The sequence below is a fragment of the Labrys miyagiensis genome, assembly GCF_030160835.1.
Taxonomy (GTDB): domain Bacteria; phylum Pseudomonadota; class Alphaproteobacteria; order Rhizobiales; family Labraceae; genus Labrys; species Labrys miyagiensis.
This window is the reverse complement of the sequence record NZ_BSPC01000076.1, coordinates 1-23,269: the sequence shown is the minus strand read 5'-3', so window position 1 is coordinate 23,269 and position 23,269 is coordinate 1. Positions and strand designations below refer to the sequence as shown.

General features: G+C 63.1%; 25 protein-coding genes and 1 riboswitch. Of the genes, 9 read left to right on the top strand and 16 right to left on the bottom strand.

Features of this window, described 5'->3' with window-relative positions; translation table 11 throughout:
* Positions 1 to 222: 222 nt before the first annotated feature.
* Positions 223 to 1,128, bottom strand: a complete 906-nt coding sequence (locus tag QQL24_RS32765; RefSeq protein WP_284316519.1) for a LysR family transcriptional regulator — start codon at positions 1,126 to 1,128, stop codon at positions 223 to 225.
* A gap of 103 nt (positions 1,129 to 1,231) precedes the next feature.
* On the opposite strand from QQL24_RS32765, the gene QQL24_RS32760 reads away from it, so the two are divergent.
* The 4 genes from QQL24_RS32760 to QQL24_RS32745 all read left to right on the top strand — a co-directional run bounded on the left by QQL24_RS32760 (position 1,232) and on the right by QQL24_RS32745 (position 6,186).
* A complete protein-coding gene (locus QQL24_RS32760) occupies positions 1,232 to 2,527 on the top strand; it encodes an aspartate aminotransferase family protein (protein ID WP_284316518.1) in 1,296 nt (431 codons plus the stop codon).
* Positions 2,524 to 4,029 carry an amino acid permease gene (locus QQL24_RS32755; RefSeq protein WP_284316517.1) on the top strand — a complete coding sequence of 502 codons (1,506 nt, stop codon included), beginning with the start codon at positions 2,524 to 2,526 and terminating at the stop codon, positions 4,027 to 4,029. The genes QQL24_RS32760 and QQL24_RS32755 overlap by 4 nt, the downstream gene beginning before the upstream one ends.
* A 186-nt stretch (positions 4,030 to 4,215) precedes the next feature.
* Positions 4,216 to 4,953: a hypothetical protein gene (locus QQL24_RS32750; RefSeq protein WP_284316516.1), complete on the top strand. Its 738-nt coding sequence runs from the start codon at positions 4,216 to 4,218 to the stop codon at positions 4,951 to 4,953.
* 273 nt (positions 4,954 to 5,226) lie between these two features.
* Positions 5,227 to 6,186, top strand: coding sequence for a DMT family transporter (locus QQL24_RS32745; protein ID WP_284316542.1), 960 nt, complete (start codon positions 5,227 to 5,229; stop codon positions 6,184 to 6,186).
* A gap of 65 nt (positions 6,187 to 6,251) precedes the next feature.
* On the opposite strand, the gene QQL24_RS32740 is transcribed toward QQL24_RS32745, so the two are convergent.
* The gene (locus tag QQL24_RS32740) at positions 6,252 to 7,001 is read right to left on the bottom strand and encodes an SDR family oxidoreductase (RefSeq protein ID WP_284316515.1); all 750 of its coding nucleotides are present in this window, start codon (positions 6,999 to 7,001) and stop codon (positions 6,252 to 6,254) included.
* Positions 7,002 to 7,636: 635 nt separating this feature from the next.
* Here QQL24_RS32740 and QQL24_RS32735 point away from each other — a divergent pair.
* From QQL24_RS32735 to QQL24_RS32725, 3 genes are all read left to right on the top strand, one after another.
* Positions 7,637 to 8,365 (top strand): class I SAM-dependent methyltransferase, encoded by a 729-nt coding sequence (locus QQL24_RS32735; RefSeq protein ID WP_284316514.1) that lies wholly within the window; start codon positions 7,637 to 7,639, stop codon positions 8,363 to 8,365.
* Between the two features lie 201 nt (positions 8,366 to 8,566).
* Positions 8,567 to 9,577, top strand: coding sequence for a DUF5995 family protein (locus QQL24_RS32730; protein ID WP_284316513.1), 1,011 nt, complete (start codon positions 8,567 to 8,569; stop codon positions 9,575 to 9,577).
* A 93-nt stretch (positions 9,578 to 9,670) separates the two neighbouring features.
* Positions 9,671 to 10,150, top strand: coding sequence for a Crp/Fnr family transcriptional regulator (locus tag QQL24_RS32725; protein WP_284316541.1), 480 nt, complete (start codon positions 9,671 to 9,673; stop codon positions 10,148 to 10,150).
* 49 nt (positions 10,151 to 10,199) lie between these two features.
* Here QQL24_RS32725 and gcvPB read toward each other — a convergent pair whose 3' ends face one another.
* The 9 genes from gcvPB to QQL24_RS32680 form a co-directional block, all read right to left on the bottom strand.
* Entirely contained in the window at positions 10,200 to 11,765 is a 1,566-nt protein-coding gene (gene gcvPB, locus QQL24_RS32720; RefSeq protein ID WP_284316512.1) for an aminomethyl-transferring glycine dehydrogenase subunit GcvPB, read from the bottom strand.
* Positions 11,765 to 13,105: an aminomethyl-transferring glycine dehydrogenase subunit GcvPA gene (gcvPA, locus tag QQL24_RS32715; RefSeq protein ID WP_284316511.1), complete on the bottom strand. Its 1,341-nt coding sequence runs from the start codon at positions 13,103 to 13,105 to the stop codon at positions 11,765 to 11,767. Before gcvPA ends, gcvPB begins: the two co-directional genes overlap by 1 nt.
* Before the next feature lie 3 nt (positions 13,106 to 13,108).
* The gene (gcvH, locus tag QQL24_RS32710; protein ID WP_284316510.1) at positions 13,109 to 13,480 is read right to left on the bottom strand and encodes a glycine cleavage system protein GcvH; all 372 of its coding nucleotides are present in this window, start codon (positions 13,478 to 13,480) and stop codon (positions 13,109 to 13,111) included.
* 179 nt (positions 13,481 to 13,659) lie between these two features.
* Positions 13,660 to 14,826: a glycine cleavage system aminomethyltransferase GcvT gene (gcvT, locus tag QQL24_RS32705; protein WP_284316509.1), complete on the bottom strand. Its 1,167-nt coding sequence runs from the start codon at positions 14,824 to 14,826 to the stop codon at positions 13,660 to 13,662.
* 173 nt (positions 14,827 to 14,999) lie between these two features.
* Positions 15,000 to 15,104, bottom strand: a riboswitch (glycine riboswitch).
* Positions 15,105 to 15,431: 327 nt separating this feature from the next.
* Positions 15,432 to 15,968: a hypothetical protein gene (locus tag QQL24_RS32700; RefSeq protein WP_284316508.1), complete on the bottom strand. Its 537-nt coding sequence runs from the start codon at positions 15,966 to 15,968 to the stop codon at positions 15,432 to 15,434.
* A gap of 291 nt (positions 15,969 to 16,259) precedes the next feature.
* Positions 16,260 to 17,042, bottom strand: a complete 783-nt coding sequence (locus QQL24_RS32695) for a 5'-methylthioadenosine/adenosylhomocysteine nucleosidase (RefSeq protein ID WP_284316507.1) — start codon at positions 17,040 to 17,042, stop codon at positions 16,260 to 16,262.
* Positions 17,043 to 17,185: 143 nt separating this feature from the next.
* Positions 17,186 to 17,395, bottom strand: a complete 210-nt coding sequence (locus QQL24_RS32690) for a hypothetical protein (protein WP_284316506.1) — start codon at positions 17,393 to 17,395, stop codon at positions 17,186 to 17,188.
* 99 nt (positions 17,396 to 17,494) lie between these two features.
* Positions 17,495 to 18,196, bottom strand: coding sequence for a response regulator transcription factor CtrA (gene ctrA, locus QQL24_RS32685; protein WP_284316505.1), 702 nt, complete (start codon positions 18,194 to 18,196; stop codon positions 17,495 to 17,497).
* A gap of 340 nt (positions 18,197 to 18,536) precedes the next feature.
* Positions 18,537 to 18,869, bottom strand: coding sequence for a hypothetical protein (locus QQL24_RS32680; RefSeq protein ID WP_284316504.1), 333 nt, complete (start codon positions 18,867 to 18,869; stop codon positions 18,537 to 18,539).
* A 187-nt stretch (positions 18,870 to 19,056) separates the two neighbouring features.
* Between QQL24_RS32680 and fliJ the strand changes: the two genes are divergently transcribed.
* Positions 19,057 to 19,419: a flagellar export protein FliJ gene (fliJ, locus tag QQL24_RS32675; RefSeq protein ID WP_284316503.1), complete on the top strand. Its 363-nt coding sequence runs from the start codon at positions 19,057 to 19,059 to the stop codon at positions 19,417 to 19,419.
* A gap of 139 nt (positions 19,420 to 19,558) precedes the next feature.
* Here fliJ and QQL24_RS32670 read toward each other — a convergent pair whose 3' ends face one another.
* The 4 genes from QQL24_RS32670 to chpT are packed head-to-tail and all read right to left on the bottom strand — an operon-like array spanning position 19,559 to position 21,531.
* Complete coding sequence (locus tag QQL24_RS32670) at positions 19,559 to 20,116, bottom strand: putative glycolipid-binding domain-containing protein (protein WP_284316502.1); 558 nt, start codon at positions 20,114 to 20,116, stop codon at positions 19,559 to 19,561.
* A gap of 36 nt (positions 20,117 to 20,152) precedes the next feature.
* Positions 20,153 to 20,458 carry a hypothetical protein gene (locus QQL24_RS32665; RefSeq protein WP_284316501.1) on the bottom strand — a complete coding sequence of 102 codons (306 nt, stop codon included), beginning with the start codon at positions 20,456 to 20,458 and terminating at the stop codon, positions 20,153 to 20,155.
* A 38-nt stretch (positions 20,459 to 20,496) separates the two neighbouring features.
* A complete protein-coding gene (locus tag QQL24_RS32660; protein WP_284316500.1) occupies positions 20,497 to 20,877 on the bottom strand; it encodes a RidA family protein in 381 nt (126 codons plus the stop codon).
* Between the two features lie 9 nt (positions 20,878 to 20,886).
* Complete coding sequence (gene chpT / locus QQL24_RS32655) at positions 20,887 to 21,531, bottom strand: histidine phosphotransferase ChpT (RefSeq protein ID WP_284316499.1); 645 nt, start codon at positions 21,529 to 21,531, stop codon at positions 20,887 to 20,889.
* 436 nt (positions 21,532 to 21,967) lie between these two features.
* Here chpT and cysQ point away from each other — a divergent pair, with 436 nt between their 5' ends.
* Entirely contained in the window at positions 21,968 to 22,759 is a 792-nt protein-coding gene (cysQ, locus tag QQL24_RS32650; RefSeq protein ID WP_431310792.1) for a 3'(2'),5'-bisphosphate nucleotidase CysQ, read from the top strand.
* A 19-nt stretch (positions 22,760 to 22,778) separates the two neighbouring features.
* On the opposite strand, the gene QQL24_RS32645 is transcribed toward cysQ, so the two are convergent.
* On the bottom strand, positions 22,779 to 23,269 hold a 491-nt coding region (locus QQL24_RS32645), incomplete at its 5' end, for an integrase core domain-containing protein (protein WP_284316497.1).

Here is a 23,269-nt window from a genome sequence, read left to right as displayed (position 1 = left end):
GCTTCGGGGAAGGTGGCTGAGCGAAGCGAAGTCGGAAGGGGTAGGGTGGCGCCTCCCTATCCCAAAAGCCGGCTATGTAGCGCCACGCTCCCCCTTCCGTCACCGCTACGCGGCGACACCTTCCCCGCAGTCGGGGAAGGATTCGCGCCTCTGCGTCTTAAGTTAGTGTCGATGGTTCAATAGTCCACAACCTCGACAATTTCAGCCTGCCGAGCCATTTCCTTAGCCGGCTGTCATATCCCCAGCCACCACCGCTACAGCCGTCGCCGCGAAGCTGCGGGCCAGCATGGTGGGTGCCTTGGGCAGGGCGACCGCGACCGGGCAGGGGGGCATGTCGGCGATGGGGACGAAGGAGACGCCGGGGCGGGCATAGAAGCGCCGGGCGGCCTCGGCCGTGATGCTGATGCCACGCCCGGTAGCGACGGCCTGCAACTCGCCTTCGAAGGTCGCTGCCTCGTAGACGATGTTGGGCGGCCGGCCTTGGCGGTAGGCGTTGGCCGTCCAGTAATCGCGCCAGATGCCCCGACCGGGCGCCGCGACGATGGGTTCGTCCAGGAGGTCGTAAACGCTGACGCTCCCGGCCTGCGCCAGGCGATGGGCTGATGGCAGGCAGGCGACGCAAGGTTCTTCCAGCAGGGGGATGCAGGTTGCGCCGATATCCTCGATCGGCGGGCGGATGATGGCGACATCGATGGAGCCATCGGCGAGGCCGGCCTCGGGCATCGAGAAATCGAACTCCCTGAGCGCCAGGTTGACCAAGGGAAACTGCTCGCTGAAGCTGCGCAGGATGTTCGGGACGAGATCGACCGCCGCCCCGATCAGGTAGCCGACGCGCAGGGTGCCCTGGCGGCCGGCGGCGAGGTCCTGCGCCGAAACCACGAGAGCCTCGATGCGCTGCAGAATCTCCTCGGTGTCCTTCAGGAGAACCGCGCCTTCCTCAGTCAGCGCCACGCGATGGGTCGTGCGCTCGAACAGGCGGACGCCGAAGCGCAGCTCGAGCTGGCGGATGGTCTGCGACAGCGCCGGCTGGGACACATGCAGCCGATCCGCGGCGCGCATGAAGTTGCGCTCCGCCGCCACGCCGGCGAAAGCCCGCAAATGCCTGAGATCGATGTTTATAAGCGGCATGAATAGTAAGTGTCACAATTCGTCTTTCCCATCAAGCGCGCCGGCCAGCATTCTCTCCGAACCCGGGATGCAACGACATTCCATGGGACCAGAGGAGAAGACGATGTTGGAAACTGTTTCACAGACAAGGTTCCGATCGGAGCCGAAGGCGGAAGTAAAAAACAAGAAGATCAACCTGGTGAAGGCGCGCGGCTCCTTCGTCTATGACGATGCCGGCCGCGAATACATCGATTGTACGGCGCAGGCCTGGTCCAACAATCTCGGCGCCAACGATCCGCGCGTCGTCGAGGCGGCGATCGCGCAGATCCACGACATCATGCATGCCCGCCCCAATTTCGATACGCCCATCCTGCGTAAGCTCACCGCCAAGCTGGGCGAGATCGCGCCGGGTCGGCAAAGGCAGGTCGGCTATTGCCTGCATGGCAGCCTCGGCTCCGAGATGGCCATGAAGCTCGCCTTCAAGAACCGTCCGCAGGCCCGCAACATCATCACCCTGCAGGACGGCTATCACGGCCGCTCGCTCGCGACCCTGGGCGCAAGCTGGCCGCACCCGAACAATCCCTTCCTGCCGATCCAGCCACGGGTGACCCGCGTTCCCCATCCCGACCCCTATCGCCCGCGCCTCGGCATGGATCCGGAAGCCGAGTCGGCGCTCTGCCTCGAATTGCTGGAGGATACCATCCGCAAGGGCGTCGACGGGCCGGTCGCCGCCGTGATGATGGAGCCGATCCAGGGCAATGGCGGGCATATCGAGTTCCCGCGTTCCTTCTACAAAGGCGTGCGCGAGATCTGCGATCGGCAGGGGGTGCTGCTGATCTTCGACGAAGTGCAGACCGGCTTCGGGCGCCTCGGCACCATGTGGGCGTCGCAATATTACGACGTCGTCCCCGACATCACCGTCTTCGGCAAGGGCATCGGCGGCGGCTTCCCGCTCGCCGGCATCCTGGCCGATGAGGGTCTTGCCTGGTTCGAGGAAGGCGAGGAGGCCCTCACCTTCGGCCAGTTCCCGCCCTCGCTCGCCGCCGCCTTGGCCACCATCGAGGCGATCGAGGCCGATGGTCTCTGCGAGAAGGCGGCCGGGCATGGCGTCTATGCTACCGAGCGGCTGAAGGAGATGCAGACGCGCCGCAAGCTGATCGGTGACGTGCGCTGCCCCGGCCTGTTCGTCGCCATCGAACTCGTCCGCGACCGCATAACCAAGGAACCGGCGCGCTGGGAGAGCCAGGAAGTCTACCGGCGCGGTGTCGAGAAGGGCGTGCTGTTCGGCGAAAGCCGCTATCTCGGCCTCGGCAATTTGATCAAGATCAAGCCGCCGCTCGACATCAGCCGCGAATTGCTCGAGCGTTCGCTGGATGTGCTCGACGAGGTTCTCGGCGATATCGAGGAGAGCAGGCCATGAGCGATTCTCCCCTGCCTATCGGCATCGGCGCCGACCTCGCACCCGCGCCGGCGACCGCAAATGACGACCAGGAGCTGTCGCGTCTCGGCTATCAGCAGAAGCTGCACCGCACCATGGGGCCGTTCACCTCCTTCGCGCTGGCTTTCTCGATGGTGTCGATCAACACCGGCATCGTCTCCCTGTTCGCCGATCCCTTCACCCGGGTCGGCGGCATCGGCATCCTGCTCTGGGCCCTGGTGATCCCGCTGGTCGGCGCCATCGTCGCCGTCTACGCGCATCTGGCCGGCCGCATGCCGATCACCGGCTATGCCTATCAGTGGTCGAGCCGGCTGGCGGGGCGGCATTTCGGCTGGTTCACCGGCTGGGTCGCCCTGATCTCCTTCATCGCCGGCACGGCCGCGACCTCGGCCGCCATCGGCTCGGTCTTCGCACCGGAAATCTGGGTCGAGCCGACGCAGTTCCAGGTCCAGGCCCTCAGCATCGCCGCCACCCTGGTGGTCTGCATGCTGAACATCTTCGGCATCAGGATCACCACCCGCATCAACGACATCGGCGCGGTGATCGAACTCGTCGGCACACTGGCGCTGGCGGTGCTGCTGATCGCTGGCCTGCTGTTCTTCTTCGGCCAGACCCAGGGTCCCGGCGTGCTCATTGCTATGCAGCCGACGAGCGGCAAGCCGATCTCGCTGGAGACCCTGGCGCTGGCAACGCTCCTGCCCGTCTCCGTGCTGCTGGGCTGGGAAGGCGCGGCCGACCTCGCCGAGGAGACCAAGGATCCACGGCGCACGGCGCCCAGGGCGATGTTCCAGGCCGTGCTGGTTTCCAGCGTGCTCGGCCTCCTGGTCTTTGCCCTGCTGGGCATGAGCATTCCCGGCGATATCGGCGCCTTCCTGGCCGATCCCGAGAACCCCGTGCTGCATCTGGTGCGTGTCCAGCTCGGCCATCTCGCCGGCTCGCTGATGACGGCCGTGGCCTTCGTGTCGATCTTCGCCTGCCTGATCGCCAACATGGCGGTGGCGACCCGCATGGTCTACGCCTTGTCGCGCGACCATATGCTGCCGGGTTCCAGGGTGCTGGAAGCGGTGCATCCGCGCCGGGGCACCCCCGACGCCGCCATCCTGCTGGTGACGGCCATCGCGGTGGTGCTCAACTTCGCCAGCGGCGGCTTCGTCACCGCGATCTATTCGATGGTAGGGCTCACCTATTACCTGACCTATTTCCTCACTTTGGTGGCCGCCATCATCGCCTGGCGCGCCGGCCGCATCCCCGCCGCCCCGCAAGGCGTGTTCAACCTCGGCCGCTGGCTGGTGCCGCTCGCCTTGATCGGCGGCCTCTGGACGCTGGCCGTGATCGCCACGCTTAGCATTCCGGACGAGAACAGGGCGGCTGCGCTGACGACGATTGTCGCGCTGGTGATCGGGTTTGTGTGGTGGGCAGTGTCGCTGCGAGGGAGGCTGAATTCGGGGGTGGCGGGGGCGCCGAACTCGGCGGGGGCGCAGTAGGGGGCGAATAGACAGTTCGCAACTTCGCATCGTTGGAAGTAGCGGCTCGCCTGGTCAACAGGCGGGCCGCGCTCGTTTGGGTGGGTGTGAACAATCGGGCTGGATGTGGCGGCGGAGCGCGGCAAGCCGTGGCGTCTCACCTAACGATTTGATAAGCACTTGCCGGGGGCCTCAAAGGACGACGGAATGGACGTTGCATTCGAGCCAACCGATGAAGACGCCAAAGCCATAGCTTTCGGCGGCAGAACTTATCGGAATATCTGGCTGCCTGCATCAAGTGGCGCCGCGATCCTTCTTTTTGTCCAATTCCTCAGGGTTTGGATGAACTCCAAGGAGCCGACGGGCCAACATCGTTATGACTACTCGGATACTCTGTGGATCGTTCTCGCTGCCATCGGCTGCTTTTGGTCCATAGGGACCAGCAATTATTCTCAATCGCAGAGAAAACTTCCGTGGTATTTAGATTTTATGATGTTATTCATGGTAGTGCTTGCAATTGATTTTCTTGATTGGATGATGAGTAAATTGCCTATATCACCTGTTGCGATATTTGTACTTGATTATGTCTATGGAGGTACGGAGAATGGCTTGATTATCATCCTTGGCATCTCCGTCGGCTTTGGCTTTAGCCTGATCTGGCCAGCCTGGAAAGCCTGTGAGAAGCGCCTCGCCGCGATCACGCCCTATCTCGCGGCCCGGCGTGGCAGCCGATTTTCTGTCTCGTCTGAAGGTTTTTCCTTCAAGGACGCGAAGGCAACCACCGCCCGCTACTGGGTCGACTTCCAATCATGTCGGGACAATAGCGAGGCTTTGTTCCTGCGAGGCCGTCGGGGAACAGAGTATTTGCCGCGCCGACTCTTCAGCGAGAAAGAATTCAAGGCGATCCAGGGATATTGGTTCAAGTCTAAGCGCCCGGACACATGAAGCATCGCGGCGGTAGCAACAAGGTAAGCCTGCTAGAGCATTAGGCCGCTCCCCTCAAAGCTTCATCACGCCAATCCTATCGCAGGCGCGGAATTGACCGCTTCACATCAAGCAGCGTCCATCGATTCCAAAAGCGGGCATTCGCTTTCAAACCAACAGCCGCTTCTTGCCAGTGATCGATGGCGATTTCGAAGACTTCGATTGCCTGGTACGCTGCCTCTCGGCAAGATCGTGGAATTGCGCTAGTATTCAATCGGCGAGGGAGAGACGAAAATTCAAGCGCTACCAATCGCACATTCGGAGACTACGAAGGCGGCCCCCAGCGCCTCGCTTCCACTCGCCTATTCGACCGCGGCCCTCTGCTGGCTGCTTTCTGCCGGCGTGTATATTGCAGCCAAATGGGTGGCGCCGGAGATGGGACCATGGGCGCTCTGCTTTTGGCGGCTGGCGCTTGCTTGCGCGATCCTGTTGCCGATCGTCTATCACCACTATGGCGCGATGATCGCGTTGATCCGGTCGCGGGCGGCGGAGGTGGTGTTCATTGGGGCCATTGGCCTGACACTCTGTCAGGGCATGATCTACACGGGCCTCCACGATACCAATGCCACTACCGCTGGCATCATAATGGCGCTTTCGCCAGTTATGACCATGGTGATTGCTCGAATTGTGCTGGGTGAGCCACTCGGTCTATGGAAGGCGATCGGCGCGCTTTTCGCCCTGGCGGGCATGATGATCATCGTTGCCCATGGCGATCTCATCGCATTGATGCGGCTCCAGTTTAGCGCCGGAGAGCTATGGATTGCCGGCAGCGCGCTGTGCTGGGGCGTGTACACCGTCCTCCTGCGCCGTGCCAGGTTCGGCATCGACCTTTTGCCCATGGTCGTCCTCTTGCTCGGGGCCGGGAGCCTCGTCGCCCTGCCTTTCTATGCTTGGGAACTCTATTCCGGCGACCGCTCAACGCTGCACGCGAACGGCCTGATTGCGCTCGCCTATATGGCCGGCCCGGGTGGTGCACTGATGTATTATCTTTACAATCGCAGCGTTGAGATACTTGGTGCCGGCCGTGCCAGCATGCTGCTCTACCTGCAGACGCTATTCGTTGCCTTGCTTGCCTATCTCCTGCTCGGCGAAAGTCTGAAAAGCTATGACGTCTTCGGGGCGGCTTTTATTGTCGCTGGAGTCATATTGGCTACAGTGATCAAGCAAAAATCCCCCGCTGCCAATTCGCAATAAGCAGGCCCGCCATCCGCTCGAATGCGGATATGGATCCTGCCAGCGCGGGCCGGCCGCCTCTTGTTTCACAAGTTGCCGACGCCTCCGTCGACCAGCAGTTCCGTACCGACCACAAAAGCGGATTCGTCGGACGCCAGGAAGACAGCGGCTTTGGCAAGTTCAAGCGGCGTGCCCATGCGTCCGATCGGCACGAGCTGTCGGATCTCCTCGCGTAGCGCTGCTTCGGCTTCCCCCTTCAATCCGAGCTTGCCGAGCGCGGACGTATCGGTCGGCCCCGGGCTCAGGCCATTGACGCGAATGCCGCGGTCCTTGAACTCGCCGGACAAGGTTCGTGCCAATGAGAGCAGCCCCGCCTTGCTCGCTGCATAAGCACTTGATTGCGGCACTCCAATATGGGCGGCGACCGAACCGCAAAGGATGATCGACGATGGATTGGCAAACAGCGGCAGCAAGGCGCGGATAAGAAAGAACGGCCCTTTCAGGTTCGTGGCCATCAGGGCATCGAAGGTGGCCTCGTCCCAATCGGCGAGCGGGCGATGTGTGACGTCGCCGGCGTTGACAAAGAGGATGTCAATCTTCTGCCAGTGCTTGCGGAGCGTCGCGACCAGGTCCTCCTGGCCGGAGGCGTCGCCTGCCTCGCTGCGAAGCGTCAGAACCGTGCCGCCGAGCGCTTTCCCCGCAGCCTCCAACCTCTCTTCCGATCGACCTGTAATCGCAACCGCGGCGCCTTCCATCAAGAACTGCCGCGCCGTTTCCAGGCCAATGCCACTTGTACCGCCTGTGATCAGCGCAAGCTTGCCCTCGAGCCGTGCCATGGTCTCACCTCTACCGTTTCTTTCGGCGGCAATTGTCCGTCAGAGGTATACTTTGTATAGCAAGCAATTTTTTTGACAAAGAGCTCATTAAAGCGTTTTGCGATTTGACGGACTCGGCAAGAATCGCAAAGACGCGTCGAAACAAAGAGCTAGAGCAAAGCAGCGTTTACGCTTAAACGCGCTTTGCTCTAATGTGTGTCGGGCAATGCAAATTTTCCGCACTATAGGCCCTATTCAGATGACGGCGCATAATGTTCGCCGTGTTCGAACTTCCCATTGCTGCCGGATGGTGGGGTGAGGGGCCGGGTAGAATGGGCACGGTGCCGCTGACTCGACCGGCATCGGGCGAAGGACTCGAAGAAGGCACGGAAAAATTGTATAAAAGCTGCCTAAGCAGGTTCCGAAAAAGTGTAACACGGTTTTCCGACAAGAACCTGCGTCGAAACAAAGACCTAAGCAGGTGAAGCGTTGGTTTGCCAACGCAAGTTTGCTTAGCGCGCCCACCGTCGGGTGCAACGAGGATCGATGGCGTTGCGGGTCTCGCAGTTCCTGAAAGTCCCAGCTTTTCCTTCCAGACACGCAATAGATCTGGGCACCGCCGTCCAACGCTGACACAGCCATGCAGGGGAATGGAGATGGGCTCGCCCGATGGAGTTGACCTATCATCGTCGGCCCGGGAGCAGGCCGCTGCATTGTTCCAGACGCAATGGCAGATCTATCGCAAAGTGGTCGACAACAATTATCTCTTTCACAACGACGCCTATGCCGCCTTGCATCAATTTCTGATCGACGAACAACGCGCGCCCTTCAGTTTCCTCGATATCGCCTGCGGCGACGCCAGCCCCACCTTCGGTGCGCTGGCGGACACGGCCGTGGCACGCTATGTCGGTGTCGATCTTTCAGAATACGCACTCGAGCTGGCCGCACGCGGCACGTCGCTTTCGTGCCCGTGCGTCTTTCGGCACGGCGATCTTGCCGACGCCTTGACGGGCTGGTCGGAACCGATGGACGTCATCTGGATCGGGCTGTCGCTGCATCACTTCCGTGCGCCGCAAAAACTTGACCTGATGCGCGAATGTCGCCGCATCGTCGGCGGTTCGGGAAAGCTCGCCATCTATGAGAATGCCGGCCCGGACGGGGATACACGGGACGATTGGCTCGCGCGCTGGGATGGCCAAAGGCCGAATTGGCATACATTCACGCCGGCGGAGTGGACGACCTTGAGAAGCCATGTCCATGAATACGACTTTCCTGAAACCGTTTCGAGCTGGCACGAACTCGGACGGGCAGCCGGCTTCGTTACCATTCGTCAGCTCTTCGCTTCTCCCACCGACTTGTTCCGACTCTTTGTTTTCCAGGCCTGAAGGGCGCGGCGCTCATAGGTTGGGAAGGCACGCGGGCTCGACATTCTGCGGCAGGTCAAAACGAGACCCCCTGACGGACCCCTCTCGGACCCACAACAGCCCGTCCCGTAAACAGGGGAAGTCCGGGGACCGCAGTGCTGATATTCTGAGCTTGTCGCCGCTGGCAATAGCTGCAGCGTCGCCGCCAGGAAGGGCTTGAGCATGCCAAGCACAAAGCCACCGACCGTTGTTGCGCCGTTTCCGTCTGCGGAGCATCTGGCGAAGGGCACTCCTTACAAGGTGAAGGATGGCGACAATTGGTGGAGTATCGCGAGCGCCAACCGGGTCGACGTCAACATGCTGATCAGCTTCAACTTCAAGACCTCCAATACCGATGAGATCAACTGGTATCTTCGCGAAAAGGTCGGATGCCGGCTGGAGACGCCGGACCACGACAATTACCGGTTCGGCTCCGCAGACGTTCCGGGCATCATCTACATCCCCAAGGTCGCGCCGCCACCCTGTCCCAACGACTTCAGCAAGTCGTTCGAGATCGAATTGAAGGAGGCGCTCCGCACCAAGCACCAGAGCGTCGACGTCGCCAGCCGGTTCTTCAGCACCGTCGGCGCGGTCGGGCGCACCGGCCGTTTCATTTCGACGGTCACCGACACCAAATACTGGTTCGCCAAGCTCTATGAAATCACCACCGGTTTCGAGATCGGCGCGGCGCGGGACTACAAGCAGCCGGGCTTCGTCCTGCACTTCATTCCGATCTTCTACAACATGTACAATCGCGCGCTGGATGCGTGGGACGCCGGCGGCGCTGGGGTCTCGCCGCTATGGCGCCTGCATTTCATGAACACCGGCCGTCCCGACAACGATTCCGTATTGGGTTGGTCGAGCGGGATCATGACCAGCCTCATCACCGGCGTTACCGCTCATATCCGTGGCGATATGGGCCAGGCGCTGGAGACCGCCTACCACTCCTTCGTCAGCAAATACTGCCTCGATCCGGCACCGCCGTTCGATACCTACAAAGAGGACTTCTTCGCCATGGGCACCGTTTTCAACCAGGCGCGAATGGCAGCGATGTCGCTGGTGGCGTCCCTCGGCCCGATCCCCGAGGCCGGGGTAAAGATCGGGGACTCGCTCGGGGCGGGCCTCGACGTAAACCAGGTCAACCAATGGCGCGCGGAAGCATGGGCCGACGCCAAGCGGCGCCTGGGGCAGTAGGAGAAGGCAGCGCAGATGACGTCCCTGTCTGAGGCCCTGCCCGTCGGGCGAGGGCCCGCTTGCCGCCGCTGGGAGCGGGGGTATAATGCGGCGATGGCAGCCAATTTGCCCGATCTGAAAGCGTTTTTGCTCTCCACACCTTTCTTCGGCGGCCTCTCGGATACAAGCCTCGATCTCCTGGTCACAATGCTGGTCGAGCGCCGCTTCGAAGTCGGGGCCGCTGTCGTGGTGGAAGGAGAACCGGGGCGCTCCATGTTCATTGTTCACTCCGGCGAACTCGCGGTGAGCAAACGGGGAGGTTCGGGGCGCGCAATTCGCATAGCGGATCTCGGACCGGGTGATTTCTTTGGCGAAATGACGCTCATCGAAATGCAGAACCGATCGGCCAGCGTCGTCGCGGAGAGCCCGATCGTGCTGTACGAGCTCACGGCCGGAAAGCTCTACGCGTACTACAAGGCCGACATCTACGCGTATGTGATGGTGATGCAGAATATCAACCGCGAGCTTTGTCGACGGCTCCGGCGCGCCGACGATTGCATTGCCGAGCTGCAGACGCTTCACGCGAGTCAATGACGCCGGGCATTCCCGCCGAGGCCTCCCCCGGCGGGCCCACTTCCTCGCCTTACTCCGCCGCGTCCTTCACCGGCTCCGGCGGCGTCCACCGCAGCACTGGCTGTCGCGCGGCCCGCGTCTCGTCCATCCTGCGCCTCGGCGCGTGATAGGGTGCGCCCGAGAAGCGCGCCGTCTCGCCGCGCTTGGCCGCCAGCGCCAGATCCCGCAGGGTGGCGATGAACAGGTCCAGCGAGGCCTTGGATTCGCTTTCCGTCGGCTCGATCAGCATGGCGCCGTGCACGACAAGCGGGAAATACATCGTCATCGGGTGATAGCCCTCGTCGATCATCGCCTTGGCGAAATCGAGCGTGGTGACGCCGGTGTCCTTCAGCCAGCTGTCGTCGAACAGCGCCTCGTGCATGCAGGGCTGGTCGCCGAAGGGGGCGGACATCAGATCGTGCAGGCCGACGCGGATGTAGTTGGCCGAGAGCACCGCGTCCTCCGAGGCCTGGCGCATGCCGTCGGCGCCGTGCGAGAGCATGTAGGTCAGCGCCCGGGTGAACATGCCCATCTGACCGTGGAAGGCGGTGAGGCGGCCGAAGGGCGTCTCGCCGTTCATCACCTCTTCCTCGCGCTCGATCAGCACGCGGGCATTGACGACATAGGGGAAGGGCGCGAAGGGGGCGAGCTTTTCGGAGAGCACCACCGGCCCTGCGCCGGGTCCGCCGCCGCCATGGGGCGTCGAGAAGGTCTTGTGCAGGTTGATGTGCATGGCATCGACGCCGAGGTCACCGGGGCGGACCTTGCCGACGATGGCGTTGAAATTGGCGCCGTCGCAGTAGAAATAGGCGCCCGCCTCATGCACGGCCGCGGCGATGGCAATGATGTCCTTCTCGAACAGGCCGCAGGTGTTCGGGTTGGTCAGCATGATCGCCGCCACTTCCGGGCGGAGGGCCTTGCGCACATCGGCGGGGTCCACGGTACCGTCGGGCCGGGCGGGGATGGATTCCACGGTGAAGCCGATCAGCGCGGCGGTGGCGGGGTTGGTGCCATGGGCCGAGTCCGGCACCAGCACCACCTTGCGCGTTTCGCCTTCGCCGCGCGCCGCGATGGCGGCCTTGATCGCCATCATGCCGCAGAGCTCGCCATGCGCGCCGGCCTTCGGGCTCATCGCCACGGCCGGCATGCCGGTGAGGGTCTTCAGATAATGGGCGAGATGGTCGATCACCGCCAGCGCGCCGGGCACGGTGGAGACCGGCTGGAGGGGGTGGATGTCCGCAAAGCCCGGCAGCCGCGCGATCTTCTCGTTGAGGCGCGGATTGTGCTTCATGGTGCAGGAGCCGAGCGGGAAGAGCCCGGTGTCGATGCCGAAATTCTTCTGGCTGAGCCGCACGAAATGGCGCATCGCCTCCGGCTCCGCAAAGCCCGGCAGGCCGATCGGCACCTTGCGCTCGAGGCCGCCGAGACGCGGCGTGAACGCTTCCGGCTCGTCGATATCGACGCCGGTCACCTCCAGGCGGCCGGATTCGAACAGCAGTGCTTCCTCGATGATGAGCGCGCGGTTGCCGGTGAAGGTGGCGTGCGTGGTGCCGTCGGTTTCGCCGGCCGACGTGGGGCGTCCCTGGTTGTTCAACATCAAACGAGCTCCTTCAGGGCGCTGACGAGGGCGACGCGGTCCTCGTCGGTGTTCACTTCGGTCGAGGCGATGATCAAGAGGTCCTTGAGCTCGGCATGGGCGGCGATGCGCGAATAGGGCACGCCGGCGAGAATGCCCCGTGCCGCGAGCTTTTCGAGAAGCGCGGCGGCACTGCCGGGCACGCGGATGGTGAACTCGTTGAAGAAGGCCTTCTGCAGGATCTCGATGCCCTTCACGCCCGCGAGCATGTCGGCGAGCTTCACCGCATTGGCATGGTTCACCAAGGCGAGCTTGCGCAGGCCTGTCTGGCCGAGCAGCGCCATATGGACGGTGAAGGCCAGCACGCACAGGCCCGAATTGGTGCAGATGTTCGAGGTGGCCTTGTCTCGGCGGATATGCTGCTCGCGGGTGGAGAGGGTCAGCACATAGCCGCGATTGCCGTCGGCGTCGACCGTCTGACCGCACAGGCGCCCCGGCATCTGCCGAACATATTTCTGCTTGGCGGCGAAGAGGCCGATATAGGGCCCGCCATAATTGAGCGAATTGCCGATGGACTGGCCCTCGCCCACCACGATGTCGGCGCCCATCTCGCCGGGCGATTTCAGGAGGCCGAGCGACACCGCCTCGGTGAAGACGGCGATCAAGAGGGCGCCCGCCTTCTGGGCAGCGGAGGCGACGGCGGTGAGATCGCGCAGATTGCCGAACACATCGGGCGTCTGCACCACCACGCAGGAGGTCTCGCCATCGATCTGGGCGATGATGTCCTCGGCGGCGGTGACGTCGGCCGGCATGGCGACGACGCTGTGGCCGGCCATCATCGAGAGGGTCTGCACCACCTCGGTGTAATGGGGATGCAGCCCACCCGAGAGGACGGCCTTGCCGCGGCGGGTGACGCGGTGGGCCATCAGCACGGCCTCGGCGGTGCCGGTGGAGCCGTCATACATCGAGGCGTTGGCGACCTCCATGCCGGTGAGCAGCGCCACCTGCGTCTGGAACTCATAGAGATATTGCAGCGTGCCCTGGGCGATCTCGGGCTGGTAGGGCGTGTAGGAGGTCAGGAACTCCGAGCGCTGGATCAGATGGTCGACGGTCGCCGGCACATGGTGCTTATAGGCGCCGGCGCCGCAGAAGAAGGGCGCGGAGGAGGCGGTGAGATTGCGCGAGGCGAAGGCGCCCATGATCTTCTCCACCGCCATCTCGCCCTTGCTGTTGGGCAGGACAGGCGGGGATTTCAGGAGCGCGCCGGCCGGCACATTGGCGAACAGGGCATCGATATTGTCGACGCCGATCTTCGCCAGCATGGTGGCGCGATCGTCGGGAGTGAGAGGCAGATAACGCATCGATCAGGCTCCGATATGCGCCTTGTAGGACGCATCATCCATGAGGGCGTCGAGCTCGGCCGGGTTGGAGAGCTTGACCTTGATGAACCAGCCCTTGCCGAGCGGATCCTCGTTTACCGTGGAGGGCGCGTCGGGCAGGCCGTCATTGACTTCGACGATCGTGCCGGAGACGGGTGCATAGACCTCGCTCGCCGCCTTGACGGATTCGACCACGGCCGCCTCGTCGCCCTGCTTGAGCACCTTGCCATTGGCGGGCAGCTCGACGAACACCACGTCGCCGAGCTGCGACTGGGCGTAATCGGTGATGCCGATGGTGGCGACATCCCCCTCGACGGAGACATATTCGTGATCGGTGGTGAACTTGATGGTGGCCATGGGTTGGGTCCTCTGGTGGAGATGGGGTGATGTGGTTCAGCTGGCGGCCGGCTTATGGAACTGCGGTCTAAACGGAGAAGGCGCGAGAGCCTCCCCAGCTTCGTGGGGGAGGCTAGTCGCGTCTTCTCCGGCGAGGAGAGGCGCTTGCTCGGGAAGCTCATGAACGCCATGCCCGCCCCCTATCCCCGATGAAACCGGTGCGGCGTAAACGGCATGGGCGCCACCTTGATCGGCAAGTCCTTGCCGCGCAGCTCCACGAGCAGGCTGGTGCCGGGCGCCGACAGGGCGGGGGGCACGTAGCCGATGGCGACGGGGCCGCCGACCGTGGGGCCGAAGCCGCCTGAGGTGACGATGCCGATGGTCTGCCCATCGGCGTTCTTCAGCGGGGCGCCGTCGCGCACGGGCGAGCGGCCCTCCGGGATGAGGCCGACGCGGGTGCGCGCCACGCCCTCGGCGATCTCCTTCTGCAGGCGCGCGGCGCCCGGGAAGCCGCCCTCGACGCGGCGGCGCTTCTGGATCGACCAGATCAGGCCGGCCTCGATGGGGGATATCGTCTCGTCGAGCTCATGGCCATAAAGGCAGAGCCCGGCTTCCAGGCGCAGCGAGTCGCGGGCGCCGAGGCCGATCGGCTTGACGCGCTCGTCGGCAAGCAGGGCGCGCCAGATCTGCACGGATTTGGAGGATTTCACCGAGATCTCATAGCCGTCCTCGCCGGTATAGCCCGAGCGCGAGAGGGCGATGTCGATGCCGTCGAAGGTGGAGGAGCGCGAGCCCATGAAGGGCATGGCGGCCGCATCCGGGCAGTGATCGGCCATCACGGCGGCGGCCTGCGGCCCCTGCAAGGCGAGCAGGGCCCGATCCTGCACGATCAGCAGCTTGGCACGGTCGCCGATCCTGCTCTTGATCAGTTCGAAATCGGCCTGCTTGCACGCGGCGTTGACGACGAGGCCCAGCGAACCGTCATCGGCCTCCTCGGGCGAGCGCGCGATCATCAGGTCATCGAGCGTGCCGCCCTCCTCATTGAGGAATTGCGAATAGCGCTGGCGGCCGCGGGGGAGGTTGAGGATATCGGCCGGCACCAGGGTCTCGAGAGCCAGCGCGATGCTGTCATGGCTCTTGCGGCCATCCTTGGCGGTCACGAAGGCCTGGCCCATATGGGAGACGTCGAACAGGCCGGCAGCGGTGCGGGTGTGGTTGTGCTCGGCGATGATGCCGGAGGGATACTGCACCGGCATGTCATAGCCGGCGAAGGGTACCATGCGCGCGCCCAGCGCGACATGCTCGGCGTGAAGCGGGGTGGTGAGAAGGGATGTTTGAAGATCAGGACCTGCGGCTGGATCGGCCATGGGCACTCCGGCAATAAGGTTGCACGCCGGACGGATGTCCGGTGGTGCCCCCTCTGTCGCGGTACCTGAGAGATTTCGTGACCCTGCCCCCGAATAAGGTGGCAGATTCGCGGGTCACTTACGCCCGTCGGTGAGCCCGGATGCTTACGCGCCCGTGCCGCTTTCCAGAGTCTCGTTCCCCCGCGGTCCGGATGCCTGAGAGTTTCCGGGGCGGTTGCTCCTTCGGCGCCGGCCATCGATTCGAGGAGAATCGGACCAGTCTCTTCCGCGGGGATCGACCGAGTGGCCGGACCCTAGCCCTGCCCTCCGCTGTCGTCAACTGGGCAAAAGGTGGCGCAACCAGAAAAGGGCTTGGAGCGCGGACTTCCAGTCCGCTCTGCTTTTGTCGGAGGGCACATCGGTTCCAAGGGCAGGCGAGACACCTGCGGTCCCAGGAACGACTCCACCGTTGGTGCGCGCATGACGACGGCACCAGTCCAGAAGACGCCGACGGCCGAGGCGCTCCTGGGACCCCAGGCGTCTCGCCTGCTTCTTCCTTGTCACAAGGCGCTGTGGTTCCAGAGGCAGGTAAGGATGCCTGCGATCCCAGGGAAAAGCGCCCCAGGCTACCCGCGCTTCTTCTTCTTGTGCGGCAGGTTGGTCATGCCCTTGCCGTCGAAGCCGACCTCGATGTCGTAGGAACTCAGCGGCTGCTGCAGGCCGATGGTGATCGGCGCGGAGGTGTCGACTACCTGGAACTTGCCCTGGGCCGTGCCCGGCTCGACCGTGGCCGAGACGCGCACGACCTTGGTGTAGACAGCCTTCTCGTTGTTGTCGCGGATCGAGATGCGGACGGGCGCCGAATAGGTGCCGCCGCCGGCGCCGGCGAGGATGACATGGCCCTCGACACCGATCTTGATGGTGACGGTGGTGCCGCTGGCCAGATCGCATTCACGCGCGAAGTTCGAGATCGAGAATTGCGAGCCGTTCGGCGTGCCGTAGGCCGAGGCGCCGGCGGGGATGTTGATGACGGGGCATTCGGTGTCCGGGTCGAAATCGACCCGGGTCGGGCCGGCAGGGGTGGCAACCTGGGTGGCGTTGACGTCGGGCGGCGTGCCATACACACCGGAAATGAACGTGTTGGCGCCGGAACATCCCGCCAAAGCGAGGACTCCCGCCAACAGGCCCCCCCGAGCCGCCCAAACGCCAAACTGACTGCCAACCATCGAAACGCTCCCTGGGCGTAAATTACTGGCGCCCTTATAGCATGCCGGATGACTTCGGCCAGTGTGGAGGAGGCGGTCTTTGCACAGTCTGTAGGCTTGGGGCGGAATTGGAGTGTCGATCCCGCGCCTTCGGCGTGGCCGAAGGCGCTGAGATCGACATCTTCCCCGCCTGTAAACGCCTCGTTTCCAGGAATGTCGATCGGTGATCGACACTCCAATTCCGCGTCGTCACAGCGACCAGTCGCTGCTCTCCAGGAAGCGGCGCAGGATGTGGTGGGAGTAGTAGCTCGCCACCGCCCTGAGGAAGGCCGGGAAGTCGACATGGGCGTTGTCGTCGGCGCTGTCGGAGATGATGCGCAGTACGGCGCAGGGGACGTCGTAATCGTGGCAGACCTGCCCGATGGCGCCGCTCTCCATCTCAATGGCCATGGCGTCGGGAATGTCATGGCGCAGGGCGGCGACGGCGTCATGGCCGTTGACGAACTGGTCGCCGCTGATGATCAGGCCCTGATGGAGCCGCGGGGCGGCGAGGGCGAACTGGTCGCGGATTTCGGTCGGCAGCATGGGCAGGTCCTCGGCGAGAAAGGCGAGGACAGCCTCGCTGAGGCTGGCGCTGAGGGTGGCATCGGCGGCAAAGCGCGACATGCCGGTGAGCGGCACCTCGTAGCGCGGGAAGATCGGCCTGGCGTCGAGATCATGCTGCAGCAGGGTCTCGCCGACGACGATATCGCCGACCTTCACCGAGGCAGCGGCGCCGCCGGCGACGCCGACATTGAGGATGCCGCCGACCTCGAACTCATGGATCAGTCCCGCCGCAGCGGTGGCGGCGGCCACCTTGCCGACGCGCGAAAGCGTCAGCACGCAGGCCCGCCCGAACAGGTGTCCGCTGTGATAGTCCCGCCCGCCGATGCGCCGCGTCTTGGTGGCGCCATCCTGCTGCATGAGCGCGAAGAGCGCCTCGGCCTCCTCCGCGAGGGGGACGAGGATGCCAAGGGGAGAGCGAGAGGGCATGGGTGTATTCCTGAAAGGCTGAGGCGGCGGAGACGTTCCTGGGACCGCAGGCGTCTCGCCTGCCCTTGAACCGCGTCGTTTCCAAGAGCAGGCTAGACGCCTGCGGTCCCAGGCAGGTCGCGGCAGAAATTAAGGTCGAGCATCTATTTCTTCGGAAAGATATCCGGCTCGGGGCGAGGAAGCTCGTTGTCGGTGCCCCAAGACATCACCCAGGCATCCACCGCCTCTTGAGAGATGAAGACGCCCTTGTCGGCTTCGGCCGCCGCGATTCTCAAGGCTTCGAGCTTGCGTGCGTCGTAACGGCCGACAGCCCCTTCGTGGGACTCTGTATCAAGTATTCGCTCTTCGCTCATCGGGGCCGTCTCCCATGACACCCAATCCTACCGTTGTCGCTCCAAAAAGAAAGGCCGGGACGATGCCCGGCCTGTTCCTGAATTCGCTGTTTCGCCGGCTCACACCGCGATGCGCTCTTCGATCTCGTTGGGCTCGCGCAGCACATAGCCGCGTCCCCAGACGGTCTCGATGTAATTGGTGCCGCTGGTGGCGTTGGCGAGCTTCTTGCGCAGCTTGCAGATGAAGACGTCGATGATCTTCAGCTCCGGCTCGTCCATGCCGCCATAGAGGTGGTTGAGGAACATTTCCTTGGTGAGCGTGGTGCCCTTGCGCAGCGAGAGCAGCTCCAGCATCTGGTATTCCTTGCCGGTCAGATGCACCCGGGAGCCGTGGACCTCGACCGTCTTCGTGTCGAGATTGACGATGAGGTCGCCGGTGGCGATCACCGACTGGGCGTGGCCCTTGGAGCGGCGCACGATGGCGTGGATGCGCGCCACCAGCTCGTCCTTGTGGAAGGGCTTGGTAAGGTAATCGTCGGCGCCGAAGCCGAGGCCCTTCACCTTGTCCTCGATGCCGGCGAGGCCCGAGAGGATTAGGATGGGCGTCTTGACCTTGGCCACCCGCAGGGAGCGCAATACTTCGTAGCCCGACATGTCGGGCAAGTTCAGGTCAAGCAGAATGATGTCATAATCATAAAGCTTGCCCAGATCGACGCCCTCTTCGCCGAGGTCCGTCGTATAGACGTTGAAACTTTCTGACTTGAGCATCAGCTCAATGCTCTGCGCCGTGGCGCTATCGTCTTCGACAAGAAGTACGCGCATCTCAATCCCCCACTGCGGCCTCGGAGGGTCGACCGCCGTCGCGAATGCGCAGACGACACGGTAAATTCACCTCGTCGATGATCAACCGCGACGCTACGCAGGAATGGTTAACAAATTGTGATTCTCTCATGCAAGCGAAACCTGAAAAAAGGATGTGAAACTTCCCGTAACGCATTGCCTGAAAGACAAATTTGGCGAATGAAGGGCGTCAACATTCACATGAAGAAACCCCTCTAAGCGATTCATCGGACTCAACCATTCCGCCGCAAAGATTGACAAACATGGTTGCGAGACCGTTGATCCGCATTAGGGATCATTAACGAGCCAGGTAAATTAATGGTTACCGTGGCGGCAGGCTCTTAGCGAATTTGACCGAATCAGTCAGGCCTGCTGCCTCATTTTTGACGGGCTTGTCCGGTGGCGGCGGATGGGTCGGGCACCCTTTTGAAGAGGCCTGCCGCACGACGATGCCTGTTTGAAAATAATCGATATATATCAATGCATTGTGCGGTAGCGGTTTCCATGCCGGACAAAGCCCTCGCGACTTTCCGGAGGCACCATTATGACGCAACGGAATAAGGCTCGCGGACGGCCGGGCGGCGCCTCGAAAAAATCTTAAGAAAAATCGCCGCCCTGGGGAAAAGAGATGATTCATCTTCATGAACGGCGCCATTTCCTATCCAGCACTTACCTGTCCCGCGTTGGTTCGCGGCGTTTTCAGGGCCAGTAAGGAAGAATTCACGTCCATGCTGGATGGTGAAGCTCTCGCCGGGCCTGTTGCCTGGCGGCCAAATTATGCGGCCTCTTCCGCGCCACATTACAGGCGAGGCGGGCCAATGCGGCTGATGGAGTAACGAGTAATGAAGTCGCGCGATAGTCTCATTCGTCTCAAGCGCTTCCAGGTGGACGAGAAGCGCCGTCAGGTCATGCAGATCGAAACCATGGTTGCCGAGTTCGAGCGCATGGCCGGCGACCTCGACCGGGAGATCAAGGCCGAGGAGGCCAAGGCCGGCATCACCGATCCCTCCCATTTCGCCTATCCGACCTATGCCCGCGCCGCCACCTCCCGCCGCGACAATCTGCGCGGCTCGGCCGACGACCTGAAGATCAAGCTCGAGGATGCCAAGGTGGCCCTCGCTGACGCTGTCGAGGACCTTAAGATGGTCGAGACGCTGGACGATCGCGAGAAGGCAAACGAGCGCGGCTTGGTCGCGCAGGGCTGACGGAGTGCGCGATTGGAGTGGCGGTCTCCGACCGCCATTCTTCGAAGCAAAGCATTTGGTGTCGAGCCGAAGATGGCGGTCGGAGACCGCCACTCCAATTCCCTCACCGGCAAGCCCGCGCCCATAGACGGGCAACCGCTCAGCCGGACCGCTCCTCCCGCCATAGCGTTGGATACACCCTCGCAAAGCCGCTGGGTGCGAGCTCGATCAGGCCCTCGAAGTCTGCGGTCGGTGATTCATACCAGTAGGTCGTCTCGCTCTCGCGCCGATAGATTTGCGGCAGGGCCGTCAGCGTGCCCATGCCGACATCGAACCACACGACAGTGAATTTCGCGCTCTGTACGATTTCGAGGGCCAGTCGGCGCAGTTGCGGCATGTTGGTGGCCGGTGTGAAGCCGAAGTCGAGATCGACGAGATGGCCGAGACCCTCGATGACCCGGCCGTCGAGAGACCAGCCGCCGTCGTCATGCCGGATCACATGGTCGAAGCGCTGCAACCCCCGGACACCCCGCACCCGTCCACCCAGGCTGCGCCAGCGCTCGTCGAGCTCGACCTCATAGGAGAGGCCGGTCGGATCGCCGGTTTCGTTGAACGCCGCATGCCCCTGCAGGAGCCAGCCACCGCCGGGTCGCGCCGTCAGCACAGCCATGTCGTGGCCTGGCACGTCCAGGCGGCGCCAGAATGCAAATTCGCCCATCGCAGCCCCCAAAAAACCAGGCTGCGGGGCACTCTATCACTGCTTGGGCGTCGGCGGCTTGGTGCTGGTGCAGCGGACATCCTTCTTCACACAGGAAATGCCCGGCGTAGAGCACATCGCCTTGCCGCTGACCACCGCGCAGATGATGCACTCGTCCGTCAGTTCGCTGCAGTCGGGATTGGCGGCGACGAAGGCGAGGATGCTGTTGTCGGGCGCAATCGGCTGCGACGGCGCGGGGGGCTCCGGCGGCTTGGCGGGCGCATCGTCAGCCCGCGTGGCCACAGTGCCGGCGGACCAGGCCATGGCGCCGATCAGACAGAGACGGAACAACACGCTGCGCATAGTGCCAAGCATCCTTCCAATCGCCGGGGCGATATATCCTAACCGCGAAATGCTGTCACTTCGATCTCGACCTTCATCTCGGGCTTGAGCAGGTCGCAGACGAGAAGGGTCGCTGCCGGGCGAATCTCGCCGAAGACGCGGCCCGTCGCAGCGAAGACCGCATCGGCATGCTCGGCCTTGGTGACATAATAGGTCGCCCGCACCACCTCGGCCATGGCGAACCCGCCTTCGGCAAGGGCCTTCTCAATGGTGGAGAGGGCATTCGCGGCCTGGTCGGCGACGTCCTCCGGCATGACCATGCTGGCATAGTCATAGCCGGTCGTGCCGGCAACGAAGCACCAGGCGCCCTGCACCACGGCACGCGAGTAGCCCGCCACCTTTTCGAAGGGAGAGCCGCTGGAAATCAGCTTACGCGTCATGTCCGATCCTCAAGCCGTGGTCGCCGTCAGGCGCGAGCCGCCGTCGATGGCCTCGACCTTGACGTCCATGCCGGCGGCGCGGGCGATCAGCCCGGCGAAATAGGGCTGGATGACGTGGCTGTCGAGCGAGCCGTTCTCCGGCTCGCCGGCGAGCAAGCCGGTGAGGCCCTGGGGAATGCGCGAATTGGTGCCCAGCGCCACGATCTCGAAGGTGGGCGCCTCCGCCTCGCCCATCACCTTGGCGCTGATGGTGCCGCCGCGCGGAATGGTGGAGCCGGCGACGACCAGGAGATTGAGCAGGAGCTTCACCTTGTTCTTCGGCATGAACAAGCGCGGCGCCGTCCAGTTCAGCGTCACCTTCTCGTCCTGGATGAAGCCGCGGGCGACATTCTCGGCATCGCCCAGGTCGATCGAGGCGCCGGCCGAGCCGGCCGCTCCGAAGGCGATGCGGGCAAATTGCAGGCGGGCCGAGGCCGTGCGCGCGCTCTTCTTGATCAGATCCAGCGCGAAGGTTTTCATGGAGGCGTCGTCCTCGTCCTCCAGCACCTCCAGCCCGTTGACGATGGCGCCGACGGGATTGATCACGTCATGGCAGACCCGCGAGCAGAGCAGGGCGGCAAGATCAAGCGCATCGAGTTGAAAACCGGCGGTCATCGCAGCACCCACGGCAGAGAACAGGAGAATCACGTCACATTGGACGCATTTCCAGATAGACTCTGCAGCTTCGTCTGTGAAGGCAGCCTTCCGGACCATCCCCCAACGCGGCAGGGTTATACCAGCCAGGGCCAAGGCTCAGAACTCGATCCAACAAGGATGCAAGCCGGTCGATTCGTCATTCCGGGCGACCGTATCCTCACTAGCGGAGCTTGTGGGTGGAGACCCGGAATCCATGAACACAGTCCTGCGAGGTTTGTGTTCATGGATTCCGGCGCTCTGCTTCGCACCGGCCAGAATGACGACGCCCTGCCTTTGTCAACTTCACCACGCGAGGAGGGTGCAAACCGCAACCCCGCTTCCTATATGCTTGTCAGTTGCGGCCTGGCTGACTAAACAGGCCGGGATGAACAGAGGGCCCATCGTGTCCCATTCCATGCAAGCCGCGCCGGAAACCATGTCGCATGACGATCTGGCGCACGCTTTTGCCGATATCGCCCGCGAGGCGGGCGCCGCCATCATGCAGATCTATGCAAGGGGCTGCGCCGCCCGCATGAAAGAAGACCGCTCGCCGGTGACCGAAGCCGACGAGGTGGCCGAGGCCATCATCCTGGAGCGCCTGGCCAAGCTGGTGCCGGATGTGCCGGTGGTCGCCGAGGAATGCGCCGCCAAGGGCGTGCTGCCCGACAATGTCGGCACGCGCTTCATCCTGGTCGACCCGCTCGACGGCACCAAGGAATTCATCAACCGCAATGGCGAGTTCACCGTCAACATCGCCCTGATCGAGAACGGCAGGCCGGTGGCTGGCTGCGTGTTTGCGCCGGCGGTCGACACGCTTTATGCCGGCGGCGATACCGCCTGGCGCGTGCAGAACGGGGTGACGAGCGAGATCGCGACGCGCGATTATCCGAGCGAGGGTCTGACTGCTCTGTGCAGCCGCTCGCATCCAGATCCGAAAAGCGAGGCCTTCCTCGCGAACTATACCATCGCCGATCGCAGCGAGGCCGGCTCCTCGCTGAAGTTCTGCCGCGTGGCCGAGGGAGCGGCGGACGTCTATCCGCGCTTCGGGCCGACGATGGAGTGGGACGTGGCGGCTGGGCACGCCGTGTTGTCGGCTGCCGGCGGCACGGTACTGATGCCCGGTGGCGCGCCCTTCACCTATGGCAAGACCGAGAGCGGCTTCAAGAACGTGGCTTTCGTCGCCTGGGGACAGGATGAGCTGAAATAGGGGATTGGAGTGTCGATCTCTAGCTGTGGATTGTCATGAGGTTGTTCCCGGTTAAATTGAGACGACTGATTGGTGTTTTAAAGCCTATGCCGCCATGGGGCCGATGCCAGTTGTATTGGTGCAGCCATCCAGGCAAGGCGCAAGCTCTGTCGCAGGAGTTTGCATAGGGCCTGGCATAGGCCCATTCGCGCAAAATGGTCTGCACGAAGCGCTCGGCCTTTCCATTGGTTTTGGGGGAGTAAGGTTTGGTGCGGATATGCTTGATGCCCAAGTCCTTGCAGGTGTTGCGGAAGGCAAAGGATCTATAGCAGCCGCCGTTGTCGGTCATGACGCGGGTGATGGAGACGCCCAAGCTTGCGTAATAAATGACGGCGGCCCTGAGAAAGGCGGCAGCGCTCGCCGCCTTTTGGTCGGGCAGGATCTGCGAGAAGGCAATGCGCGAATGGTCATCTCTGGCGACATGGACACATTCCCAGCCAACGCCGCGACTATTGCTCTGACTGGTCCTGT

Coding starts and splice junctions, on each gene's coding strand:
- QQL24_RS32755 (WP_284316517.1), top strand. CDS start 2,524: ATGAGCGATTCTCCCCTGCCTATCGGCATCGGCGCCGACCTCGCACCC.
- QQL24_RS32750 (WP_284316516.1), top strand. CDS start 4,216: ATGGACGTTGCATTCGAGCCAACCGATGAAGACGCCAAAGCCATAGCT.
- QQL24_RS32660 (WP_284316500.1), bottom strand. CDS start 20,877: ATGACGCGTAAGCTGATTTCCAGCGGCTCTCCCTTCGAAAAGGTGGCG.
- gcvPB (WP_284316512.1), bottom strand. CDS start 11,765: ATGTTGAACAACCAGGGACGCCCCACGTCGGCCGGCGAAACCGACGGC.
- QQL24_RS32760 (WP_284316518.1), top strand. CDS start 1,232: ATGTTGGAAACTGTTTCACAGACAAGGTTCCGATCGGAGCCGAAGGCG.
- QQL24_RS32670 (WP_284316502.1), bottom strand. CDS start 20,116: ATGGGCGAATTTGCATTCTGGCGCCGCCTGGACGTGCCAGGCCACGAC.
- QQL24_RS32735 (WP_284316514.1), top strand. CDS start 7,637: ATGGGCTCGCCCGATGGAGTTGACCTATCATCGTCGGCCCGGGAGCAG.
- QQL24_RS32740 (WP_284316515.1), bottom strand. CDS start 7,001: ATGGCACGGCTCGAGGGCAAGCTTGCGCTGATCACAGGCGGTACAAGT.
- QQL24_RS32725 (WP_284316541.1), top strand. CDS start 9,671: ATGGCAGCCAATTTGCCCGATCTGAAAGCGTTTTTGCTCTCCACACCT.
- gcvPA (WP_284316511.1), bottom strand. CDS start 13,105: ATGCGTTATCTGCCTCTCACTCCCGACGATCGCGCCACCATGCTGGCG.
- ctrA (WP_284316505.1), bottom strand. CDS start 18,196: ATGCGCGTACTTCTTGTCGAAGACGATAGCGCCACGGCGCAGAGCATT.
- gcvH (WP_284316510.1), bottom strand. CDS start 13,480: ATGGCCACCATCAAGTTCACCACCGATCACGAATATGTCTCCGTCGAG.
- cysQ (WP_431310792.1), top strand. CDS start 21,968: ATGCAAGCCGCGCCGGAAACCATGTCGCATGACGATCTGGCGCACGCT.
- gcvT (WP_284316509.1), bottom strand. CDS start 14,826: ATGGCCGATCCAGCCGCAGGTCCTGATCTTCAAACATCCCTTCTCACC.
- QQL24_RS32665 (WP_284316501.1), bottom strand. CDS start 20,458: ATGCGCAGCGTGTTGTTCCGTCTCTGTCTGATCGGCGCCATGGCCTGG.
- QQL24_RS32730 (WP_284316513.1), top strand. CDS start 8,567: ATGCCAAGCACAAAGCCACCGACCGTTGTTGCGCCGTTTCCGTCTGCG.
- chpT (WP_284316499.1), bottom strand. CDS start 21,531: ATGACCGCCGGTTTTCAACTCGATGCGCTTGATCTTGCCGCCCTGCTC.
- fliJ (WP_284316503.1), top strand. CDS start 19,057: ATGAAGTCGCGCGATAGTCTCATTCGTCTCAAGCGCTTCCAGGTGGAC.
- QQL24_RS32690 (WP_284316506.1), bottom strand. CDS start 17,395: ATGAGCGAAGAGCGAATACTTGATACAGAGTCCCACGAAGGGGCTGTC.
- QQL24_RS32765 (WP_284316519.1), bottom strand. CDS start 1,128: ATGCCGCTTATAAACATCGATCTCAGGCATTTGCGGGCTTTCGCCGGC.
- QQL24_RS32680 (WP_284316504.1), bottom strand. CDS start 18,869: ATGGCGCCGTTCATGAAGATGAATCATCTCTTTTCCCCAGGGCGGCGA.
- QQL24_RS32695 (WP_284316507.1), bottom strand. CDS start 17,042: ATGCCCTCTCGCTCTCCCCTTGGCATCCTCGTCCCCCTCGCGGAGGAG.